Here is a 22148-nt window from a genome sequence, read left to right as displayed (position 1 = left end):
TCCCGTGACCACGCCGCAGCTCACCTCCCGCTTGCGCGGTGGTGGCTGCGGCGTTCTCGTGGGTGGGCTGGCTGTGGCCGCGCACGGGATCGGCGGTGGCGGGGTGCCGCGGTCGTCGGAAATCGCACTGTTGCTGCTGGTTTCGCTGACGGCCGGGACAATCGCCCATGGTGTCACCGCCGAAGGTGCTCCACATCGCCCCGCGGCGGTGCGCACGGCCGCCGCGTTGATCGGTGGTCAGTGGGCCGGGCACTTCGCGCTGTCGGCGACGCTCGACCATCACGGGCTGCTGCATCTGCCGAGTCTGCCGATGATCGCCGCGCACCTTGTGGCCGCGCTTGTCTGCGCCGCACTGATTCTCGTCGCCGAGCGGCTGTATCTCGTCGCTTCGAGTGTGGTTCGTGCTGCGCTCAGCAGTCCCACTGCTGTCGCCCATCGCACTGTCCGCTGGTTCGCCACTGTCACCGTCGCGCACGGTGCTCGTCCGAGGGGTGCGCGATGTCCGCGCGCACCGCCGCTGTTCGCCTGATTCACCACGACATCAGAACCACTCGGACAGAAGGCATTCCATGCACAACTTCATCACCCGTAGCACCGGCACCGCCGCTCTCGCGGCGGGCTTGGTGCTCGCCGCCTGCGGTTCGGCGGCCGCGCACGTGACCGTCGACGCGCCGGGCGCCGCCCAGGGCAAGTACACCGTCGCCACCTTCAAGGTGCCGACCGAATCCGATACCGCGTCCACCACCGCGCTGCGCGTCACCGTGCCGAACCTGAAAAGCGTTCGGACCGAGCCGATGCCGGGCTGGACGTCGAAGGTCGAACGCAATGACAAGGGCGAGACGGTCGCCGTCGTATGGTCCGCCGACCCGGGTAACCCCGGCGTCGGACCCGGCCAGTTCCAGCGGTTCGTGCTCTCGCTCGGCCCGCTGCCGTCGCAGGACACCGTGAACTTCCCGGCCCAGCAGACCTACAGCGACGGCAAGGTCGTGGCCTGGGACCAGCCGAGCACCGGTGGCGCCGAGCCCGAACACCCCGCGCCGGCGATCACACTCACCGCGAAGGGCGGTGCCGAGGGCGGCGATCACCAGGTCGCTTCGGGCGAGACCGCCCAGTCGGAGACCGACACCGTGGCCCGCTGGATGGGCGGCGTCGGCTTGGCCCTCGGCCTGTTCGCGGCGGCCCTCGGCCTCGGCCTGGTGTTCCGCTCCCGGCGGTCGTCGTGACGCGCGCCGCGGCGATCGATCCACTCGCCGTCGGCGATTCATCGCGTCGGCCACGGCGGATGCTCGTCGCGCTGTTCGCCGTGCTCTTCGCCTGCGCGTTCGCGGCGGCAGGCACGGCGAGCGCGCATTCCGGCGCGGTGAGCAGCGTTCCCGAGAACGGCTCGACCGTCGAGGCCGGACCGGCGCGGGCCAGCGTCACCTTCAACGAGGAACTGCAGCAGAACTTTCCGTCACTGACCGTGGTCGGTCCGGACGGCAGGCTGTGGTCCAAGGGCAAGGCGCTCGTCGATGGACGAAGTGTCAGTGTGGAAGTGGGTGAGCTGGGGCCGGTCGGTGAGTACACGATCGCGTTCCGGGTCACCTCGGCCGACGGTCATCCGGTGAGCGGGACAAGGACTTTCACGCTGAGCAAGGCAGGCACCGGCACGCCGGGCGCACGCCCCGGTGAGGACAAGGCCGACGAGGGCGGCGGCGACGGTGTGCCCGTGTGGGTGTTCATCGTCGGCGGCGTGGTGCTGTTCGGCGCGGGCCTCGCGGTGGCGCTGCTCAGCGGCCGATCCGGTCGCAAGAAGTAGTCGACGATGACGACCGGTCGCCGGGTACCCGGTGCCGCGCTGCGGCAGTGGCGTGTCCTGGTGCCGGTCGTCGCCGCCGCGCTTGCCGGGGTGGTGCTGGCCTGGATACTGCGCCGGTCCGGCGGGTTCGCGTGGGTGGCGTTCGCGCGGGTGCTCGCCGACTGCGCTGGCGCGGTGGTGATCGGCCTCGCCGCGCTGCCCCGGCTCAACGACCGGCTGACGGTCACGTGGCGACCACTGGCCGCCCTCGCCGGTGTCTGGTTCGCCGCGGAGTTCATCGTGCTGTTGTGCGAGGCCGCCGAGATCGTCGGCGTCGCCGTGACCCAGCTCGGCGCGAGCGACTTCATCACCTTCCTCGGCCGGCTCAGCGGCGGCCAGATCGGCATCGCGATCCTGTTCTGCACCGGCGCGATCGCCTGCTACGCGGCACTGGCCTTCCGTCGGCCCGATACCGCGTCGGCCGATCTGGTGCTCGTGTTCGCGGCGGTCGCGCTGTCGCTGCGCCCGATCACCGGGCACATGTCCCAGCAGATGTTCGGTTCGGTACTAGCCGCGATCCACGCGCTGGCCGCCGCCTGCTGGCTCGGCCTGCTGCTGGCCATGGTCCTGGTCCTGCGCACCCGCGGCGAATGGGCCGCGACCCTGCCCCGCTACTCCGCGTTCGCCGCGCCCCTGGTGTGCGTCGTCGCGCTCACCGGCCTGGTCAACGGCGTGGTGCGACTCGGCGGCATCACCCCGCTGCTGACAAGCGGCTACGGACGAATCCTGCTGGCCAAGCTCACCATCCTGTGCGTCCTCGTGGCCATGGGCTGGTGGTGGCGCCGGACCTGGGTCCGCAAGGCCGCCGACCACCGCGTCACCGCCGAGACCTCCCTGCGCAACGCCGCGGCCGAAGTACTGGTGATGGCGGTGGCGTTCGGCCTGGCAGCGACGCTGGCGGTCACCGCATAGTCACCTCGGTCACGTTCGGCCGCGAGTGCCATTCGACGCCGACAGGCACGATTAAGCTGACGCCATGACCGAAGTGAGGATTGTTGAGGACGGCGCTGCGCCCGCCGAGGCGGCGTTCGCCTTCATGAACGACTACCGCAATCTGCCGAAGTTCTGGTACGGCATCGAGTCCTTCACTCCTGTCACCGCGCAGACCGATGGCATCGGCGCGAAGTTCGACGGGAAGATGAAACTGGGCCCCGCGTCGCTGACCTCCCGCATCGAGGTCGTCGGCTGGGAAGAGGGCCGGTTGATCGCCACCAGGTCGATCAAGGGCTTCGAGATCGTCGCGACCTTCAAGTTCATCCCGAAGGGCGCGGACACGTGCACGGTCGACGCGGTCATCGACTACTCCGTCGGTGGCGGCATCGCGGGCAAGATGCTCGGCAAGACGATCGAGCCGTTCGTGAAGATCGCGGTCAAACACACCACCGACGCCCTCATCCACGAGATCGAGAAGTCCTACCGCGAACAGCAGGCCTGACAGTCCAGCGCACCGCCTAGAGCCTACGAATGGAGCGTCCAGGCGGGCCTGACACAATCTGATCATGACCGAATCAGCGAATGTTGTGGCCACCGCCGATCTGGCCGACGAGATCGGCCCCGAGATCCGTAGCTGCGATACGCAGTTCATCCAGTTCGGCGGCCGCGCCGAATTCGCGGGCCGGATCACCACGATCCGCTGCTTCCAGGACAACCTGCTGGTCAAGCAGACCCTGAGCGGGCCGGGCGAGGGCAAGGTGCTCGTCGTCGACGGCGGCGCGAGCGTGCACACCGCGCTGGTCGGCGACATCATCGCCGGGCGTGGCGTGGACAACGGCTGGGCCGGCGTGATCGTCAACGGCGCCGTGCGTGACTCCGCGATCCTGCGCACCCTCGACATCGGGGTGAAGGCGCTGGGCACCAACCCGCGCAAGAGCACCCAGACCGGCAGCGGCGAGCAGGACGTGCCCGTCGAATTCGGCGGCATCACCTTCGTGCCCGGCGAGATGCTCTACAGCGACTCCGACGGCGTTGTGGTTCGCGCCGAAGACTGAGGACGACGCGGGTGTTCGAGGGTTATCCCTCGGACACCCGTACCTTGTTGCCCGCGAGGACCACGACGTCGCCGATCTGCAACTGCCTGCCGCGGCGTAACTCCACTTCGTCGTTGACGCGCACCAAACCCTGCGCGATCACCGTCTTGGCCTCGGAACCCGAATCGATCAGGTTGGCCAGTTTCAGGAATTGCCCGAGGCGGATGACAACGTCATCGATCGGCACATCAACTGGTTCCGACATGCGCTAATACTTACCCGGTCGCCCGAAACCGGACACCACCGGCCCCGGCGTTGCGGGCCGTGACGAACACGCCGCAGTCACGCCCGTATGGATCCGGCGCGTTTGGACGCACACTGGATCGGTGACTCCCACACAGGCCGAGCAGCACCCCACCGTCGAGGACCGCACGCCGGTGCCCCATCGCGCGCACGGCCGGCTATCCGAGGTACCGCACATCGCCGGATTGATCCTCGGTGTGTTCGCGGTGCTGCTGTTCCTGTGGAGCCTCTCGCCCAGCCTGCGGATCCTCACGCAGGCGCCGCGCCACTATGTCGACAACTACTACTTCGACGCCCCCGACACCAGCCTCGTGTGGGCGCTGGTGGTCGGCTTGCTCGCCGGGGCGACCGCGGCCCGCAAACGGATCGCCTGGTGGCTGCTCGTCGCGTATCTGCTGCTGTACGCGGTGGCGAACATCCTGGAGTTCTTCGACGAAGACGATGTGGACGCGCTGGTCGCCTTCATCGTGCACGCGGTGGTCATCGGGATACTGCTGGCCGCGCGTAAGGAGTTCTACACCCGCGTTCGGCCCGGCGCGCTGTGGAAGGCGCTCGGCGTGCTGGTGTCGGGGCTCGCGCTCGGCTGTCTGCTCGGCTGGGGACTGGTCGAGCTGTTCCCCGGTTCGCTGCCCGCGGGTGTGCAACGTCCGCTGTGGGCGGTGTATCGGGTCACCGCGGCCGTGCTGGTGAACAACGAGCACTTCGACGGGCATCCGCGGGCCTGGGTGAACTTCCTGCTCGGCCTGTTCGGCGCGATCGCGCTGCTGGCCGCGGTGATCGTGCTGCTGCGCTCGCAACGCGCCGACAACGCGATGACCGGCCTGGACGAGTCGGCCATCCGCGGGCTGCTGGCGAGCAGCGATGTGGAGGACTCGCTCGGCTACTTCGCGACCCGCCGCGACAAGGCGGTGGTGTTCGCGCCGAACGGCAAGGCGGGGATCACCTATCGCGTCGAATTGGGTGTGTGCCTGGCAAGTGGCGATCCGATCGGCCCGAAGCAGGCGTGGCCGCAGGCGATTCAGGCGTGGTTGGAGCAGGCCGACCGGTTCGGCTGGCAGCCCGCGGTGATGGGCGCGAGCGAGGTCGGTGCCACCGCGTACCGCAAGGCGGGGCTGTCGGCGCTGCGGCTCGGCGACGAGGCGATCCTCGACACCCGCACGTTCTCGCTGGCGGGCCCGGAGATGAAGCAGGTTCGCCAGGCCGCGAACCGTTTGCGCAAGAACGGTTTCGGCGTGCGGGTGCGCAGGCACCGCGACATCCCGGCCGCCGAGTTCACCGAGATCGTCGCCCGCGCGGACGCCTGGCGCGACACCGAGACCGAGCGCGGCTTCTCGATGGCGCTCGGCCGCCTGGGCGATCCACTCGACGGTGACTGCCTGCTGGTCGAGGCCGTCGACCATGACGACCGCGTGCACGCCATGCTCTCGCTCGTCCCGTGGGGCCGCACCGGCGTCTCGCTCGAGCTGATGCGCCGCGACCCACAGAGCCCGAACGGCGTGATGGAGCTGATGATCTCGCAGCTCGCCCTGAACTCCGACCAGTACGGCATCACCAAGGTGTCGCTGAACTTCGCGGTGTTCCGTTCGGTGTTCGAGGAGGGCGGCCGGATCGGTGCCGGTCCGATCCTGCGGGCCTGGCGCGGCGTGCTGCTGTTCTTCTCGCGCTGGTGGCAGCTCGAGGCGCTGTACCGGTCGAATGTGAAGTACCACCCGCGCTGGGTGCCGCGGTTCTTCCTGTTCGAGGAACGCAGGCAGCTGCCGCGGGTGGCCACGGCGAGCGGGCTGGCCGAAGGTTTCCTGCCGCGCATCGGCAAGGCACCCGACGCGGGCGTGCACACCGGCACGAAGTCAGCCGTCCCCGCGACCGTCACCGGCCTGCACGCCGACGGCAGCCCGCCGGAAGCACTCGAGAGCGACGACGCCGAGCAGGGTCCGCGCAGGCCGGAGCAGGTGCGGGTGCGCCTGGACAAACTCGACCGGCTCACCGCGGCCGGCATCGACCCCTATCCGGTTGCCTACCCGCCGACCCACGACATCACCGCGGCGCGGCGCTGCCCCAAGGGCACCACGGTGCGAATCGCGGGCAGGATCTTGCGGATTCGCGACTACGGCGGCGTGATCTTCGCCCTTGTGCGCGATTGGACCGGCGAGATCCAGCTGGTGATCGACCGCGAGCGGGTCGGCGCCGATCGCAGCAACGAGTTCACCGAATTCTTCGACCTCGGCGATCTCATCGAGGTGAGCGGGCAGATCGGCACCAGCCGCAACGGTGAGCTCTCGCTGCTCGCACAGGACTGGCGGATGAACGGCAAGTGCCTGCATCCGCTGCCCGACAAGTGGCGTGGCCTGGCCGATCAGGAAGCCAAGGTCCGGCAGCGCTATGTGGACATGGCGATCAACCCCGAGACCCGCGAGGTGATGGCCAAGCGCAGCGCGGTACTGCATTCGCTGCGCGATTCGCTCTTCGTCTGGGGTTTTCTCGAGGTGGAGACGCCGATCCTGCAACAGGTGCACGGCGGCGCCAACGCGCTACCGTTCCGTACCCACATCAACGCCTACGATCTCGACCTCTACCTGCGCATCGCCCCCGAGCTGTACCTCAAACGGCTGTGCGTCGGCGGCATGGAGAAGGTGTTCGAGATCGGCCGGACCTTCCGCAACGAAGGCGTCGACTTCAGCCACAATCCCGAGTTCACGATCCTGGAAGCCTATGAGGCGCACAGCGATTACCTGCAGATGATGCACCTGTGCCGCCGGTTGATCCAGCACGCGGCGATGGCCGCCAACGGGGCCGAGGTGGCGTTGCGCCCCAACGACGACGGCGGCTACGACACCGTCGACATCTCCGGCGAGTGGCGGGTCAAGACCGTGCACGGCGCGGTCTCCGAGGCGATCGGCTCCGAGGTGACCGCGCGCACCGAGCTGACCCGGCTGCGCGAGCTGTGCGACGAGGCGGGCGTGGCCTACCAGCACGGCTGGGACGCGGGCCAGGTGGTGCTGGAAATGTATGAGCACCTGGTGGAATCGCAGACCACCTACCCCACCTTCTACCTGGACTTCCCCACCTCGGTCTCCCCGCTCACCCGCTCGCACCGCAGCATCGCCGGGGTGACCGAGCGCTGGGATCTGGTGGCCTGGGGCGTCGAATTGGGCACTGCCTACAGCGAACTCACCGACCCGGTGGAACAGCGGCGCAGGCTCACCGAGCAGTCGATGCTGGCCGCGGGCGGCGACCCGGAGGCGATGGAACTCGACGAGGACTTCCTGACCGCACTCGAACACGCGATGCCGCCCACCGGCGGCCTCGGGATGGGGGTGGACCGGGTGGTCATGTTGATCACCGGACGCAGCATCCGCGAGACACTGCCGTTCCCATTGGTGAAACCACGGTGAGAACGGGTACAGATGTAAACGGATCGCGACACGTTCGCGATCAATATTTACTCCGCCTGGCGCGCGTGAGGCTTTCGGACCGAAAGCCACAGCGAGACCGCTAGTCTCGGAGTTCCGGCACCGGGAGGATGTCGGTCCACCAACACATCGGGATGGGATTACATGTATCTGGACTTGCTGACCACAGCCGCACTCGTCGATCCGCACATGCTCACCAGCAGCTTCGACACCCTGGCGAGTTCGGACGCAGTCAACACCGCGATGGAACTCGCGGCGAAGAAGAAAAAGAAGAACAGCAGCTTCCTGATCATCGGCGGCATCTGCTGCCTGGTCATCGTGGTGCTGATCGTCGGCGGCATCTACCTGCTCAAGAACAAGAAGAAGGACGACCAGCCGCCGCACAACGGTGGTCAGCCGCCGTTCAACGGCCCGCAGGGTGGTCAGCCGCCGTACGGCCAGCCGCCCTACGGCCAGTCCTGACCTGACCGAGGACTCGCGGCGATACCCTCCGACGAGGCATCCCGCGAGTCCGCGACCGGGCTGTCCCCGCTGTTGCGGATACGGCAGAGTGTGTGAGTGTGCAGCTGATACTCGTGCGTCATGCCCAACCCGAACGCGTAGTCGGTGACACCACCGCCGCGGACCCCGGCCTCACCGAGATCGGCAAGCTCCAAGCCGACCGCGTCCCCGCCGCGCTCGCCGCCCACGACATCAGCCGCATAGTCAGCAGCCCCCAGCGCCGCGCCCGCGACACCGCACTCCCCACCGCGACCGCCCGCGAACTGCCCGTCGACATCATCGACGACCTGGCCGAGTACGACCGCGACCTCCCCGCCTACATCCCCATCGAGGACGCGAAAACCGAGTTCGCCGACGCCTACGCCCGCATCAAAGCCGGCCACCTCCCCGACCAGATCGACGGCCCGGCCTTCACCGCGCGGGTACTGGCCGCGGTCGAGAATCTCGTCGCCACCACAGCACCCGCGGACACCGTCGTCGCCTTCGCCCACGGCGGCGTCATCAACGTCCTCCTGGCCGATATCCTCGCGCTCCCCCGCCCCCTCACCTTCCCCATCGACTACTGCTCGATCACCCGAATCCTGTATTCCCGCACCGGCACCCGCACGGCCGCCACCATCAACGAGAACGGCCACGTCTGGAACCTGCTGCCGAGGTCGCTCTCCCGGACCACACCCTGACAGCTGTTCGGCGAACACGAAAGAGCCCGGCACCGCCGAAGCGATACCGGGCTCTCGGGGAACTACTCAGGCCTGCTGAGCGATCCAATTGTGCATCCAGGTGATGGCGGTCTGCCCGCCACCCACCGAGTAACTGCCGTACAGGGTGTGGGCCTGCGAGCGGTAGAACTGCTCGAGATCCTTGGCCCGCTTCTGGTTGGCCGCGTCGGTCAGCTGCGCCCCCAGGGTCGGGATACCACCGAGCGACATCAGGTCGTTCACGATCGCGCCTGCCTCGAGCTGGTAGCGCCACAGGTTGGCCGGGTTCGCATCCGAACTCTGGGCCAGGAACCCCGCGAACCGCGTCACGAAGTCGTCGGTGGCGGTCGCGCAGTACAGATCCTCGACCGCGCAGATGGTGCGCGTGCGGTCGCTCAGCCAACCGAACCCGCCCGGCCGAGCACCACCGGCACCGGCACCCGCGGCGTGCGGGCCGACCTGGATATCGGTCGGCGAACGACGCGGATCGGAGATGAGGCCGACGGCGGCGACCCGGTCCTGCGGGATCGGGCTGATGCCCGTGCCGATCTCGGCCGCCAGATCGCCTGCGGCGTCGGCACCCTGGCTGTAGCCGACGATGGCGGCCCTGGTGTTGCCGCAGGAGGCCAGCTTGGCGCTGATCAGTCCGCGGGCGGCGTCGACCGCCTGCTTCTTGGAGTTGCCGTAGACATCGCCTTCCCAGGGGAACGCGGTGGCGGCATAGGTGACGTAGTCGACGTCGGTGTTTCTCGGTAGTCCTCTGGTGACACCGGCGAGCATGCCGGGGCCGGGTTCCTTCTCGTGGCCGGTTTCCCAGGTGCCGGGAATGGCGACCACATACAGACTCGGGCAGGCGGGCGCCGCGTTCGCGCTCGTGCTGCCGACAACAATTCCGGACATCATCGCCGCGGACGCTCCCAGAGCCGCGACAACCTTCTTCAACTGCATACCGCTCCAGTTCACCCTTGCTCGTCGATGTGAGAGCAACCCCGAATACTGACGTTGTGGCCCCAGACCTCGCCGCGAATCACAATAGGCGTCCGAGCCATCCCATGCCACACGACCTCTCGATCTTGTGACTGTTCGCACCGGGAAATGTGCAGGACTACATGCTGGAGTGACGGGATGTCAGCGGCGCGTCACCGCCGACACACCCCCCGTTCGCGAAACTCACACCTCCAGGTCTTCTTCGATGCCCTTGAGCTTGTGCCGCGCCAGCGCCAGATTGGCGCGGCCGCGATCGAGGGCGAGGTAGAGGAACAGCCCTTTCGACTTGCGCCCCGTCATCGGGCGGATCAAGTGGTACTGCGTGCCGAGGGTGATGAGGATGTCCTCGATGTCCTCGTTGAGGCCGAGCTGCTCGATGGTACGCATCTTCGCCCGCACCACCTCGGTGTTGCCCGCCGCGGCGACCTGCAGGTCGAGCGCCTTGGTGCTGCTGAGCATTCCGAGCGCCATCCCGCTGCTGTAGTCGACGATCGCGGCGCCGACCGCGCCGTCGATCACCATCATGTCCTTCAGAGCCAGATCCATATTCGACATGTCGTGCCTTTCATTCGTCGATCTTCACCTGGTCGTTCCCAGGCGAGTGCGCCGCCGCCAGATGGCCGGCGATGGCGCGAGCTACCGGTCGCGACTCCAGATGGAGCCGACCGACGTTCACTTCGGGTCCGGCGAGCACGGTCAGCGAGGTGTAGCCGGCGGCGTAGATCACCACCTGCCCCTCGGTTCCGTGCACGACGACTTCGCTGAAACCGCCGCCGTGCGCGGTATTCGCCAGCCGGTACGACAACGACAACTGCGCGGCCGACAGCGCGGCCATACCCGCGGGTTCGAGATGAGAGGGCAGGTCGTGTTCGATGAGCAGTCCGTCGCTGGACGCCACCAGTGACCCCGTGAGCTGAGGTAGCCGCTCGCGCAACGACTTCAGTTCGCCGAGCACAGCCGGATAGTGTTCGGGCACTCTGGGTTCGGGTGCGGTCATCGGCACCTTGGTCAACCTTCCCCTCCATTCACCGAGCAGCTTCTTCCGCACGGTCACGCAAGCTCCTCCAACGCCGCCCTGAGCCGGATGAGTGTTTCGCGGTCGACCTGTTGCCAGCGTTCGGGTTCCGCTGTGTCTGCGTGGTTTCCGCGGTGTCGGGCGGTCGCGGTCGCTTCCTCGTCGATCGCGTGCCTGCCCTGTCGTGCACCCGGCTCCTGCTGGAGACGGGTCGGTCCCGCGCTGCCGGGAATGCGTTTGGGCAGCGTGGGCACGGATGTTGTCGACGGTGTCGAGGTTCGGTGGTCGGCCGGGTCCGGTGCGAGGGCGAGGTGGCGCCCGCGCTGTGGTTGTTCGGCCGGGACGGGCTCCGGTGCTTCGATCAGGCCCGCGTCGGTCAGGTCGCGAACGGCGACGAGGCAGCCGTAGGTGGTGCGGCCCAGATCGCGGGCGATTTCGGCGATGCTGCGGCGGGTATCGGCGGCGGCAAGGACTTCGGCCTGATTTCCGGTGAGTACCACCTGGTTTCGCTTGATGCGGCGGGCCGGTACCACCGCGACCTCGGTGACGAGGTCGGCCGTCCATGGGCCGTAGTCGTTGTCGGTGCGGCGTTCGCATTCGTGAACAAGTGCGCGCGGGGCGATGTGGCAGACCGGGGCCAGCCAATGTTCGGGTGTCGGGCGGAATTCCGGCTCGTCGGCCGACGCCAGCAAAAAGTAGGCAGCGTCGAACACCGACAGCAGCGCAAGGGTTTCCAGTCGCGGTTGATCCAGCAGCTGGCCCGGGTCACCAGCGCCCGCGCGGCGCCAATCCTCGGCCGTTGCTACCCCCGCTTCGACCACCAGCCGGTCGAGTCCGATCGTGCGCCCGCAACCGACCGAGGCGATAGTGCCACGGACCAAATGGAATTCGCCGTCGCCTGCCCGTAATACGCCGGTCGAACCTTCTTCGCCGAGCCGATGCAATTCATCGGCGAGCGCGACACTCATCGATTCCCGCCCATCAGTTCTTCCAGTGCCGACCTGAGTTGATAGCGCGCCATACCGAGATTGCCGGTGCCGCCGTCGAATACGACATGCATGAACAACCTGCCGTCGAAGTCGCCGTCGACCAGGTGTAAGAGGTGAAACCCGCTGGTCCGGCACACCACGATCTCGGTGAGGTCGTCGTCGGCGCTCCCCAGAGCCGGGCACCCGAGCGCGGCCCGCACCACATCGGTGGTCCCCGCCGCGTCCTCGTGCTCGTCGACGCCCTGATGCTCCCCGGCACCGGCGACAGCCAACCCGCTCGCCCCGTCCACGAGTGTCACACTGCGCGCCCCGGGAATGTCCATGATGCGTTTCAGACACCCATCAAGAGAATTCACCGAGCCCCCGACCGTCATCGACTATTGATCGAAACGAGACGCTATACCCCTCCGCAAACCTTCGCATCTCGAACGCCGGAAAATTGCTGCCACACAATATGTTTGCTGATGGTTGCTGGAAAACCGCTCGGTATCAATACTTTTCAGTAACTTCGGCGGCCATTCGCTGCCTACCGCTATAACAGGTGATCACTCGCCTATTCCACCGGCCAGCGATCATCGCGCGAACATCGAAAACGGCTTCTTCGCAGACCTCGCCGAACTCGGCGCACACCGGTCCCCCGACCGATGTGCTCGAAAATATGCGATCAGCCGGCAGCGCGGCGGTACCAGGTTTCCGCTTCGCGGTGGGCGCCTTGGGATTCCAGCAGGGCCGCGAGGTTGGCCATGGCCCTTGGGTGGCCGAGGTCGGCCGCGCGACGGAAGCAGCGGCGGGCCTCGGTGGTGGCGCCGCGCCTGCGCAGCAGGATGCCGAGGTTGTTGACGGCGTCGATGTCGCCGTGGTCGGCGGCCTCGCCGTACCAGGCTTCGGCGTCGTCGAGGCGGTGCTGGTCCTCGAACAGCCTGGCGAGGTTGTACATGGCGTCGACATGGCCCGCCATGGCGGCGTGGTGGTACCAGGTTTCGGCATCGCGGCGGTCGCCACACTGGTAGAGCATGGTGGCCAGGTTGAACATCGCGTTGCAGTTGCCCGCGGCCGCCGCACGGCGGTACCAGGATTCGGCCTCGTCGAGTTCGCCGAACTGATCGAGCAGCACGGCGAGGTTGTTCATCGACCGCGTATGCCCCGCGGCGGCGGCGCGCCGGAACCAGTGCTCGGCTGCCTCGAAATCGCTGTGGTCGTGGTAGAAGTGGGCGAGATTGTGCATGGCGGTACCGTCACCACGCTGTGCGGCGCGGCGCAGGTTCGCCAACGCTTCCGGCGGCAACGGCACAGCTCCCCCTCGGATCTCCCGTACACCTCGACATGGAAAGTCTATGTGCTGCACGGGAGATCAGCCACGTCGTTTGCCGACCTACCGAACCCCTTGCACGCCTTACCCGTTCACCCCCCTACGCATATTTTCCGCAAACCCGCAGGTATCCGGCAAAGCGCCCGGATTCGCCGGGGCATGCGTCCTGTGTGGGGGGAATGACAAAAAAGACGCCCGCGGGCTCGAAAGCCTGCGGGCGCCTTGTTCGTTCAGCGATCAGCGCTGGGCGACAGCTGTCGGGGGGATCGGCGCGGGAAGCGCGGTTTCGCCCTCGAGGTACTTGTCGACGGCCGACGCGGCGGCGCGACCTTCGGCGATGGCCCAGACGATCAGGGACTGACCACGGCCCATGTCACCGGCGACGAAGACGCCGGGGATGTTGGTGGCCCAGCTCTTGTCGCGCTGGACATTGCCGCGACCGTCGTAGCCGACACCGAGATCGGTGAGCAGGCCCGGCTTCTGCGGACCGACGAAGCCCATGGCCAGCAGGACCAGATCGGCTTCGAGGGTGAAGTCGGTGCCCTCGACCTTCTCGAACCGGCCGTTGGCCATCTTGACCTCATGGGCGTCGAGGCCGGTGACCTTGCCGTCCTTGCCGACGAAACGCTCGGTGTTCACCGAGAACAGGCGTTCGCCGCCCTCTTCGTGTGCCGAGGCGACCCGGTACATGAGGGGGTAGGTCGGCCACGGGGTCGAGCCCGCGCGCTCCTCGGGAGGACGCGGCATGATCTCGAACTGGTGCACCGACTCGGCGCCGTGGCGGTGCGAGGTGCCGAGGCAGTCGGCGCCGGTGTCGCCACCGCCGATGATGATGACCTTCTTGCCCTTGGCGTGGATCGGCGGCAGGCCGTCCGCGTCGGCGATGTCGTCACCGAGCTGCACCCGGTTGGACAGCGGCAGGAACTCCATCGCCTGGTGGATGCCGTCGAGCTCGCGCCCGGGGATCGGCAGGTCGCGGGCGATGGTGGCGCCACCGGCAAGCACGATCGCGTCGAAACGCTCACGCAGCTGCTCGGCGGTGATGTCGACACCGACATTGACGCCGGCCTTGAAGATGGTGCCTTCGGCTTCCATCTGGGCCAGACGACGGTCGATGACCGACTTCTCCATCTTGAATTCCGGGATGCCGTAGCGCATCAGGCCGCCGATGCGGTCGTCACGCTCGAACACGGTCACAGTGTGACCGGCGCGAGTGAGCTGCTGGGCGGCGGCAAGACCGGCCGGACCCGAGCCGACGACGGCGATCTTCTTGCCGGTCAGGCGAGTGGGGTACACCGGGGTGACCCAGCCCTCGTCGAAGGCGTTCTCGATGAGCTCGACCTCGACCTGCTTGATCGTGACCGGCTCCTGGTTGATGCCGAGCACGCAGGACGCCTCACACGGAGCCGGGCACAGGCGGCCGGTGAACTCCGGGAAGTTGTTGGTGGCGTGCAGGCGGTCGATGCCTTCGCGCCAGGCACCCTTGTAGACCAGGTCGTTCCATTCGGGAATCAGGTTCCCGAGCGGACAGCCGTTGTGGCAGAAGGGGATACCGCAGTCCATGCAGCGGCTGGCCTGGGTCTTCAAGGTGTCCTGGGAGAACTTCTTCTCCTCGTAGACCTCTTTCCAGTCGAGCAGACGCAGCTCGACCGGACGACGGGCCGGGGTTTCCCTCGAGGTGTGCTTCAAAAATCCCTGTGGGTCAGCCACGTGCCGCCTCCATGATCGCGGTATCGACATCCTTGCCGGCCTTTTCGGCCTCGGAGATCGCGAGTAGAACCTTCTTGTATTCGCGGGGCATGACCTTCACGAAGTGGTTCACCTGCTGGGACCAGTCGCTCAGGATGCGTTCGGCCACAGCCGAACCCGTTTCGTCACGGTGGATGGCGATGATGTCGCGCAGCCAGGTGAAGTCGTCACCGGAGAGCTGCTCGATCGCGTCGACCTGATCCGGGCTGACCCGCCCGGCGAGCGTGCCCTCCGGGTCGTAGATGTAGGCGACGCCACCCGACATTCCGGCACCGAGGTTGCGCCCGGTGTTGCCGAGAATGACCACGCGGCCACCGGTCATGTACTCGAGCGCGTGGTCGCCCACACCCTCGACGACCGCGGTGGCACCGGAGTTACGCACCGCGAAGCGTTCGCCCGCGACACCGTTGATCAGGATGCGACCGCTGGTGGCGCCGAACATGATCACGTTGCCCGCGATGATGTTGTCCTCGGCGACAAAGGTTTCCGGTGCGTCGGCCGACGGGCGGACCACGATGTGGCCACCCGACAGACCCTTGCCGACGTAGTCGTTGGCGTCACCGAGGACCCGCAGCGTGATGCCCGCCGGGACGAACGCGCCGAAGCTGTTGCCCGCCGAACCGGTGAAGGTGATGTCGATGGTGTCGTCGGGCAGGCCCGCGCCACCGTAGAGCTTGGTCACCTCGTGGCCGAGCATGGTGCCGACCGTGCGGTTCACGTTGGTGATCTTGGTTTCGATCTTGACCGCCTGGCCACGCTCGAGCGCGGGGGCGCTCTGCGCGATCAGCTCGTTGTCGAGCGCCTTGTCCAGACCGTGGTCCTGGGTGGTGGTGCACCGGGTGTTCTGGTTCATGAACGCCGTCTCCGGCATGTCCAGAATCGGCGACAGGTCCAGCTTGGCGGCCTTGTAGTGCTGCTTGGCCTTGGCGGTGTCGAGCAGGTCGACCCGGCCGACGGCCTCGTCGAGGGTGCGGAAGCCCAGCTCGGCGAGCAGCTCACGCACTTCCTCGGCGATGAACATCATGAAGTTCTCGACGAATTCCGGCTTACCGGCGAAGCGCTCGCGCAGCACCGGGTTCTGGGTGGCGATGCCGACCGGACAGGTGTCGAGGTGACACACGCGCATCATGATGCAACCCGAGACCACCAGGGGCGCGGTCGCGAAACCGAACTCCTCGGCGCCGAGCAGGGCGGCGATCATCACGTCGCGGCCGGTCTTCATCTGACCGTCGACCTGGACGACGATGCGGTCACGCAGGCCGTTGAGCAGCAGGGTCTGCTGGGTCTCGGCCAGGCCGAGCTCCCAGGGTCCACCGGCGTGCTTGAGCGAGGTCAGCGGCGAAGCGCCGGTGCCGCCGTCGTGGCCCGAGATGAGCACAACGTCGGCGTGTGCCTTGGACACACCGGTGGCGACGGTGCCGACGCCCGGCTCCGCGACAAGTTTCACGTGAATCCGAGCCTGCGGGTTCGCGTTCTTCAGATCGTGGATCAGCTGGGCCAGATCCTCGATCGAGTAGATGTCGTGGTGCGGCGGCGGGGAGATCAGGCCGACGCCCGGCGTGGAGTGCCGCACCTCGGCGACCCACGGGTACACCTTGTGCGCGGGCAGCTGGCCGCCCTCGCCCGGCTTGGCACCCTGGGCCATCTTGATCTGGATGTCGGTGGCGTTGGTCAGGTAGTGCGCGGTGACGCCGAAGCGACCCGAGGCGACCTGCTTGATCGCCGAACGACGCCAGTCGCCGTTCTCCTCGACCTCGAAGCGAGCGGGGCTCTCGCCGCCCTCACCGGAGTTCGAGCGGGCGCCGATGCGGTTCATCGCGATCGCGAGGGTCTCGTGCGCCTCGGCGGAGATGGAGCCGTAGCTCATCGCACCGGTCGAGAAACGCTTCACGATCTCGCTCGCGGACTCGACCTCGTCGATGGAGATCGAGGCGCGCTGGTTCGACTTGAACTTGAACAGGCCACGCAGCGCCGCCAAGCGCTCGGACTGATCGTCGACCAGCTTGGTGTACTCCTTGAAGATCGAGTACTGACCGGTGCGGGTCGCGTGCTGGAGCTTGAACACCGTGTCCGGGTTGAACAGGTGGTACTCGCCCTCACGACGCCACTGGTACTCGCCACCGACCTCGAGCTCGCGGTGCGCGCGCTCGTTGCGGTTCTCCAGGAACGCGACGCGGTGGCGGATGGCCACCTCTTCGGCGATCTCGTCGAGACCGATGCCGCCAAGCGGGGAGCGCAGACCGGTGAAGTACTCGTCGACCAGGTCCTGTGCCAGGCCGATGACCTGGTACAGCTGGGCGCCGTTGTAGGAGGCGAGAGTGGAGATGCCCATCTTCGACATCACCTTGAGCACGCCGTTGCTACCCGCGGTGCAGTAGTTCGCGACGGCCTTGCGGAAGTCGGCGGCCAGATCGCCGGTGCTGCCCGGAATCTGCAGCGAACCGCGCTCGAGCATGTCCTCGATGGTCTCGAAGGCCATGTACGGGTTGATCGCGGCGGCGCCGAAACCGATCAGCAGGGCCATGTGGTGCACCTCGCGGGCGTCACCGGCCTCCACGACCAGGCCGACCATGGTGCGGGTGCGCTCACGGATGAGGTGGTGGTGCACCGACGAGGTGAGCAGCAGCGACGGGATCGGCGCGAGCTTCTCGTTCGACTCCCGGTCGGACAGCACGATGGTGCGGGCGCCGCCGTCGATGGCGGCCGAGACCTGGGTGTTGATGGCGGCCAGCGCCTTGCGCAGACCCTCGCCGCCTTCGGCGACCGGGTACAGACCGCGCACGACCACCGAGCGCAGGCCCGGCTGGCTGCCGTCGTCGTTGATGTGGACGAGCTTGGCCAGCTCGTCGTTGTCCAGAATCGGCTGTTCGAGCGCGATCATCCGACAGGAGTCAGGGCCGGGGTGCAGCAGATCGGCCTCGGGGCCGAGGTTGCGCTTGAGGCTGGTGACGACCTTCTCGCGGATGGCGTCGAGCGGCGGGTTGGTGACCTGCGCGAACAGCTGCGAGAAGTAGTCGAACAGCAGACGCGACCGGTTCGACAGCACCGCGATCGGCGTATCGGTACCCATCGAGCCCAGTGCCTCGCCGCCGGTCTTGGCCATCGGCGTGATCAGCAGGTTCAGGTCCTCGGTGGTGTAGCCGAAGATCTGCTGACGGATCAGCACGCGGTCGTGCGACATGTGCACGTGCGGGCGGTCGGGCAGGTCGGCAAGGCGGCTGACGCCTTCGTCGAGCCACTGCTGGTACGGCTGCGCCGAGGCCAGTTCCGACTTGACCTCTTCGTCGGTGACGATTCGGCCCTTTTCGGTGTCGACCAGGAACATCTTGCCCGGCTGCAGGCGGATCTTCTGGACCACGGTGGCCGGATCGATGTCGAGCACGCCGACCTCGGAGGCCAGCACGACCAGACCGTCTTCGGTGACCCAGATACGACCGGGGCGCAGACCGTTGCGGTCGAGCACGGCGCCGATCTTGGTGCCGTCGGAGAAGCACACCGCTGCCGGGCCGTCCCACGGCTCCATCAGCATCGAGTGGTACTCGTAGAACGCGCGCCGCTCTGGGTCGAGGTTCTCGTTACGCTCCCACGCCTCGGGAATCATCATCATGATGGCGTGGTGCAGTTCGCGACCGCCCAGGTGCAGCAGTTCGAGCACCTCGTCGAAGCGCGCGGTGTCGGAGGCGCCGGGGGTGCAGACGGGGAAGATCTTCTGCAGACGGTCCTTGCCCGCTTCGTCCTTGCCGAACACATCGCTGCGCAGCAGCGCCTCACGGGCGCGCATCCAGTTCTCGTTACCGGTGACGGTGTTGATCTCACCGTTGTGGGCGACCCGGCGGAACGGGTGCGCCAGCGGCCACGAGGGGAAGGTGTTGGTGGAGAAGCGCGAGTGCACGATGCCGATGGCCGACTCGACGCGCTCGTCCTGCAGGTCCAGATAGAACGCACGCAGCTGGGGCGTGGTGAACATGCCCTTGTAGATGAAGGTCTGGCCGGACAGGCTCGGGAAGTACACCGATTCCTTGCCGACGGTGCCCTCACCGGGGCCTGCCTGGCCGAGCTCGTGCTCGATCCGCTTGCGGATCACGTAGGCGCGACGCTCCAGGTCCATGCCCGAGAGCTGCTCGGCGGAGTTCTTCGGCGAGCCGATGAAGATCTGCCGGAAGGTCGGCATGGCGTCACGGGCCAGCGCGCCGAGCGAGGACTCGTCGATCGGCACCTCGCGCCAGCCGAGCACGGCCAGGCCCTCTTCGGTGACGATCTTCTCGACGCCGTAGGCGGCACGCGCGGCTTCGCGGCGGGCCTGCGGCAGGAAGGCGATACCGGAGGCGTAGGAGCCTTCCGGCGGCAACTCGAAGGGGGCTGCACTTTCGGCGATGATCGCGCGGAAGAACTTGTCCGGGAGCTGGATCAGGACGCCCGCGCCGTCGCCGGAGTTCGGCTCGGCACCCGCAGCACCGCGGTGCTCCAGGTTCAGGAGGGCCGTGATGGCCTTGTCGACGATGTCTCGACTGCGTCGTCCGTGCATGTCGGCGACGAACGCGACGCCGCAGGCGTCGTGTTCGAATGCCGGATCGTAGAGCCCGGTGGCTCCGGGTGACCTGTGGCCAGGAAGTTGCGTCATGCCTCTGCCTTCAAGAAAGTCGGCTGTCGATGTCGGCCACCCAGCAAGCTGAGCGTGGGCCCTTCGTCGTTTCGCCTCCGTCAAGACTGCGTCCGTACGATCCGAAACCAGCGACGGTGGTGGTTTGCGGCGTTGACGTAGTTGGGGTGCTCAGAGATAACGGGATGCTTACTTGTCCCTTACCTCTGCGCGGGGTTTCACCCGCTACTCTTGGCCCGGTTTCACCGGACCTCGAACAGGTGGTTGTGCCGAACTGGGTGCGTTCGGCGTAAGAGCAAACGATAAGTCAGACCGCAGACCCAACCAACTAAGGTTGTGCTAAGTAACCCGTCTAGCTGGGGTTTGTAACGGCTGCTTGCATCGTCGCGCGCGTCGTCCAGTGTAAAGCAGTCCGGGGACCGGATCGATCCCGGACAACCCACGCCTACCTGCGTCAACACCGTCGACGAGCAGACTCGGATCAGCCATCGGCCAGGGGCCGAAAGCTGAACTCACCTGCACCGCAGCAGATTTCCCTGCTGATGACCTGGTCAAACCTCCCACCTCCGCTAACCGGGGGTGGGGACTGTGAGATATTCCCGACACGGGCCCCCACGAGCACGCCAGTCAGCCGACCGTACGGTCTGTATTGCCAAATGTGCGCCACAGCACATCGCTGGCTAACTCCTCCTGGCAGTGTCGTTCGACACAAATCGGGCGCGGGCGGCGGTACGGCCCGGCTCGCCGCGCACGACACGCCGAGGTCGGCCCGGAAATATCTCGGCCAGCGCGATGGGCGGACCCGTTCGACTGTGAGGCTGACCACAAGCAGCGCCTCGCCACTCGGTGTGTCGGTGTCCGGCCTGTCACGCTGACACAACGAATCCATGCCAGTTTCGCCATGCCATGTGGAGCGCACGACCCGGGGAGAACTCATGACCGGCTTACTCACCTGGCTCGGCGGAGGCCTTGCCTCGCCCCCGCGCCGGGACTCCGAAACGGGCACCGACCTGGCTTTCAGCCATGAACAGGGCCGCTATCTCGTCACCGGTGCCGCGGTGTCGCTGTTCGCGGTGGTCGCCGGTCTCGTCGCGTTATCCGCACTGCTCGCCGCCGACGTCGGCGTTGTCGGCGCGGTGCTGTTCGCGCTGGTCATCACCCTCGCGGCCGGGGCGCTCGGCCGGGCGCTGGCCACCACTCGTCCCGGTGCCGACGATGATCGGTTCGGCGTCGCGGCCCGGATCGGGGTCGGGGTGCTGGCGGGGGTGTTCGTGGCCGAACTCGCCGCCACCGTGCTGCTCGGCGGGACCATCGACCGGGAACTGGATGTGCGCGCCCAGGCCGGCGCCGAGAACGCGCCCGCCGTGGTCGCGGCCCGCACGTCGTTCGACCTGGCAGGCGCCGACCGTGGTGCGCTCGACCTGAGCATCGCCAAGGCGCAGGGCGATATCGACCGCGCGCTGGTGATCGCCCGGTGCGAGTACAACCCCACCCCCGAATGCCCGCGGACCAGGATCACCGGGGTACCGGGTCGCGGTCCGGAAACCCAGACCGCCAACGACATGCTCGACGACGCCCGCAAACAGCTCGCCACCGCGCAGGGCCGCATCGAGGGCCTCGACCAGCGGGTTCGTACCGAGTCCGCCACGCTCGCCGCCTCCAGGACCAGCGCGATCGCCGAGGGTGACCGCGGTCTCGGCGCCCGCTGGCTGGCCATGAACAGCTACACCGCCTCACACGCCGGCGGCGCGGCGCTGCGACTGCTCATTCTGCTCGCGGGGATCGTCGTGGCCCTGCTGCCGCTGCTGTTGCGCTGGTGGCGCGGGGAAACCTCGCTGGACCGCCGGGTCGACGCCGCGGAGGTGGCCGATCGGGCCCAGCGCGAATCCGACGCCGCCATCGCGGTGAAACGCGCCGAGGTGCGCACCGAGACGGCCGCGTTGCGCGCCGAACACGAGCTCACTGCCGCGCAACTGGCCATCGAAGCCGATACCGTGATCGATCGAGAACGTCAGCGCACCAGGATCATCGCCGCGATCGGCGGTTTCGAGCTCGGGTTCACCGAGCCGCATCGAAAGGACGACTCCGTGTCTCTGGAGCCGAACGTGACATCGCAGCTGCCCGCCGGTTATGTCCAGCACGCGCTGCCCGCCGGTACCGCCGGGGCGCTCGTCCCCGCGCACCAGGTGCCCACGCAGCAGCCGCCCGCGCAGGCACCGACCAGCGGTGGCGGACTGGAACTGCCGATCATCGGGACGGTGCCGTTCACCGACACCGCCGCCCGCTGGATCCGGCCGCTGGTACCGGCGTTCGTCGCCAATGTCTTCGACTCGGCCACCCACCCGATGCGTACCGCGCGACAGGCGTTCGAAGAGGTCGAAGAGGTGACGTTCACCCTGCGACGCACGCGCAAGGTCACCGTCGACACGCAGGATTCCGCGGCGCAGCAGCAGCAGCAGGTTCCCGCCGGATATCAGCTCGCCGGCCAGCCCGCGCAGGGATTCCTGCCGCCCGGCGCCTACCCGCAACAGCCGTACCAGCAGCAGCCCTACCAGCAGCAGCCCTACCAGCCCTACGCCCAGCAGATCGCCTCGAACGTGGTCGACGCACCGTCGAGCCGCTTCCACCCGGACCCGCGCCAGTACCCGTCGGCACCGAGCTACACCGCGCTGCCCGCCGGACAGGGCAACGGCCTGCCCGAGGCGGACAGCCACGGCGAGCTCCCCGGCGGCAACGCCAACGAACTCCCCGGCAACCGTCGCCAGCTGCCCCCCGCCCGCTGA

General features: G+C 67.5%; 19 protein-coding genes. 10 read left to right on the top strand and 9 right to left on the bottom strand.

Features of this window, described 5'->3' with window-relative positions:
* Nucleotides 1–4 precede the first annotated feature (4 nt).
* The 6 genes from ACFWPX_RS10270 to rraA all read left to right on the top strand — a co-directional run bounded on the left by ACFWPX_RS10270 (nucleotide 5) and on the right by rraA (nucleotide 3825).
* Nucleotides 5–529, top strand: coding sequence for a hypothetical protein (locus tag ACFWPX_RS10270; protein ID WP_378927121.1), 525 nt, complete (start codon nucleotides 5–7; stop codon nucleotides 527–529).
* Between the two features lie 40 nt (nucleotides 530–569).
* A complete protein-coding gene (locus tag ACFWPX_RS10265) occupies nucleotides 570–1223 on the top strand; it encodes a YcnI family protein (RefSeq protein ID WP_378914975.1) in 654 nt (217 codons plus the stop codon).
* A 59-nt stretch (nucleotides 1224–1282) separates the two neighbouring features.
* Entirely contained in the window at nucleotides 1283–1798 is a 516-nt protein-coding gene (locus ACFWPX_RS10260; RefSeq protein WP_378927225.1) for a copper resistance protein CopC, read from the top strand.
* A 6-nt stretch (nucleotides 1799–1804) separates the two neighbouring features.
* A complete protein-coding gene (locus tag ACFWPX_RS10255; RefSeq protein WP_378914976.1) occupies nucleotides 1805–2749 on the top strand; it encodes a copper resistance D family protein in 945 nt (314 codons plus the stop codon).
* 64 nt (nucleotides 2750–2813) lie between these two features.
* Entirely contained in the window at nucleotides 2814–3272 is a 459-nt protein-coding gene (locus tag ACFWPX_RS10250) for an SRPBCC family protein (protein ID WP_378927120.1), read from the top strand.
* A 64-nt stretch (nucleotides 3273–3336) separates the two neighbouring features.
* Nucleotides 3337–3825 carry a ribonuclease E activity regulator RraA gene (gene rraA, locus ACFWPX_RS10245; RefSeq protein WP_328658307.1) on the top strand — a complete coding sequence of 163 codons (489 nt, stop codon included), beginning with the start codon at nucleotides 3337–3339 and terminating at the stop codon, nucleotides 3823–3825.
* Nucleotides 3826–3847: 22 nt separating this feature from the next.
* Here rraA and ACFWPX_RS10240 read toward each other — a convergent pair whose 3' ends face one another.
* Nucleotides 3848–4069 (bottom strand): RNA-binding S4 domain-containing protein, encoded by a 222-nt coding sequence (locus ACFWPX_RS10240; RefSeq protein ID WP_056822507.1) that lies wholly within the window; start codon nucleotides 4067–4069, stop codon nucleotides 3848–3850.
* A gap of 121 nt (nucleotides 4070–4190) precedes the next feature.
* Between ACFWPX_RS10240 and lysX the strand changes: the two genes are divergently transcribed.
* The 3 genes from lysX to ACFWPX_RS10225 all read left to right on the top strand — a co-directional run bounded on the left by lysX (nucleotide 4191) and on the right by ACFWPX_RS10225 (nucleotide 8698).
* Nucleotides 4191–7499: a bifunctional lysylphosphatidylglycerol synthetase/lysine--tRNA ligase LysX gene (gene lysX, locus ACFWPX_RS10235; protein ID WP_378927119.1), complete on the top strand. Its 3309-nt coding sequence runs from the start codon at nucleotides 4191–4193 to the stop codon at nucleotides 7497–7499.
* A gap of 162 nt (nucleotides 7500–7661) precedes the next feature.
* Entirely contained in the window at nucleotides 7662–7979 is a 318-nt protein-coding gene (locus tag ACFWPX_RS10230) for a hypothetical protein (protein ID WP_378914981.1), read from the top strand.
* Nucleotides 7980–8077: 98 nt separating this feature from the next.
* On the top strand, nucleotides 8078–8698 hold the full coding sequence (locus tag ACFWPX_RS10225) for a histidine phosphatase family protein (RefSeq protein WP_378927224.1): 621 nt from the start codon (nucleotides 8078–8080) through the stop codon (nucleotides 8696–8698).
* Between the two features lie 66 nt (nucleotides 8699–8764).
* On the opposite strand, the gene ACFWPX_RS10220 is transcribed toward ACFWPX_RS10225, so the two are convergent.
* From ACFWPX_RS10220 to gltB, 8 genes are all read right to left on the bottom strand, one after another.
* Complete coding sequence (locus tag ACFWPX_RS10220) at nucleotides 8765–9664, bottom strand: cutinase family protein (RefSeq protein WP_378914983.1); 900 nt, start codon at nucleotides 9662–9664, stop codon at nucleotides 8765–8767.
* A gap of 222 nt (nucleotides 9665–9886) precedes the next feature.
* Entirely contained in the window at nucleotides 9887–10258 is a 372-nt protein-coding gene (locus ACFWPX_RS10215) for a hypothetical protein (RefSeq protein WP_378914985.1), read from the bottom strand.
* Between the two features lie 10 nt (nucleotides 10259–10268).
* Nucleotides 10269–10757, bottom strand: coding sequence for a roadblock/LC7 domain-containing protein (locus ACFWPX_RS10210; RefSeq protein ID WP_378914987.1), 489 nt, complete (start codon nucleotides 10755–10757; stop codon nucleotides 10269–10271).
* Nucleotides 10754–11686 carry a hypothetical protein gene (locus tag ACFWPX_RS10205; protein ID WP_378914989.1) on the bottom strand — a complete coding sequence of 311 codons (933 nt, stop codon included), beginning with the start codon at nucleotides 11684–11686 and terminating at the stop codon, nucleotides 10754–10756. The genes ACFWPX_RS10210 and ACFWPX_RS10205 overlap by 4 nt, the downstream gene beginning before the upstream one ends.
* The gene (locus tag ACFWPX_RS10200) at nucleotides 11683–12006 is read right to left on the bottom strand and encodes a hypothetical protein (protein WP_378914991.1); all 324 of its coding nucleotides are present in this window, start codon (nucleotides 12004–12006) and stop codon (nucleotides 11683–11685) included. Before ACFWPX_RS10200 ends, ACFWPX_RS10205 begins: the two co-directional genes overlap by 4 nt.
* Before the next feature lie 365 nt (nucleotides 12007–12371).
* Entirely contained in the window at nucleotides 12372–12998 is a 627-nt protein-coding gene (locus ACFWPX_RS10195) for a tetratricopeptide repeat protein (RefSeq protein WP_378914993.1), read from the bottom strand.
* 255 nt (nucleotides 12999–13253) lie between these two features.
* On the bottom strand, nucleotides 13254–14726 hold the full coding sequence (locus ACFWPX_RS10190) for a glutamate synthase subunit beta (protein ID WP_378914995.1): 1473 nt from the start codon (nucleotides 14724–14726) through the stop codon (nucleotides 13254–13256).
* Nucleotides 14719–19386, bottom strand: a complete 4668-nt coding sequence (gene gltB, locus ACFWPX_RS10185; RefSeq protein ID WP_378927118.1) for a glutamate synthase large subunit — start codon at nucleotides 19384–19386, stop codon at nucleotides 14719–14721. Before gltB ends, ACFWPX_RS10190 begins: the two co-directional genes overlap by 8 nt.
* A gap of 914 nt (nucleotides 19387–20300) precedes the next feature.
* Between gltB and ACFWPX_RS10180 the strand changes: the two genes are divergently transcribed.
* Nucleotides 20301–22148 carry a DUF4407 domain-containing protein gene (locus ACFWPX_RS10180; protein WP_378927117.1) on the top strand — a complete coding sequence of 616 codons (1848 nt, stop codon included), beginning with the start codon at nucleotides 20301–20303 and terminating at the stop codon, nucleotides 22146–22148.

Source organism: Nocardia sp. NPDC058518, from assembly GCF_042719655.1.
Taxonomy (GTDB): Bacteria; Actinomycetota; Actinomycetes; order Mycobacteriales; family Mycobacteriaceae; genus Nocardia.
Note: the sequence above shows the minus strand (reverse complement) of the source record. Positions and strands in the feature narration are given on the sequence as shown.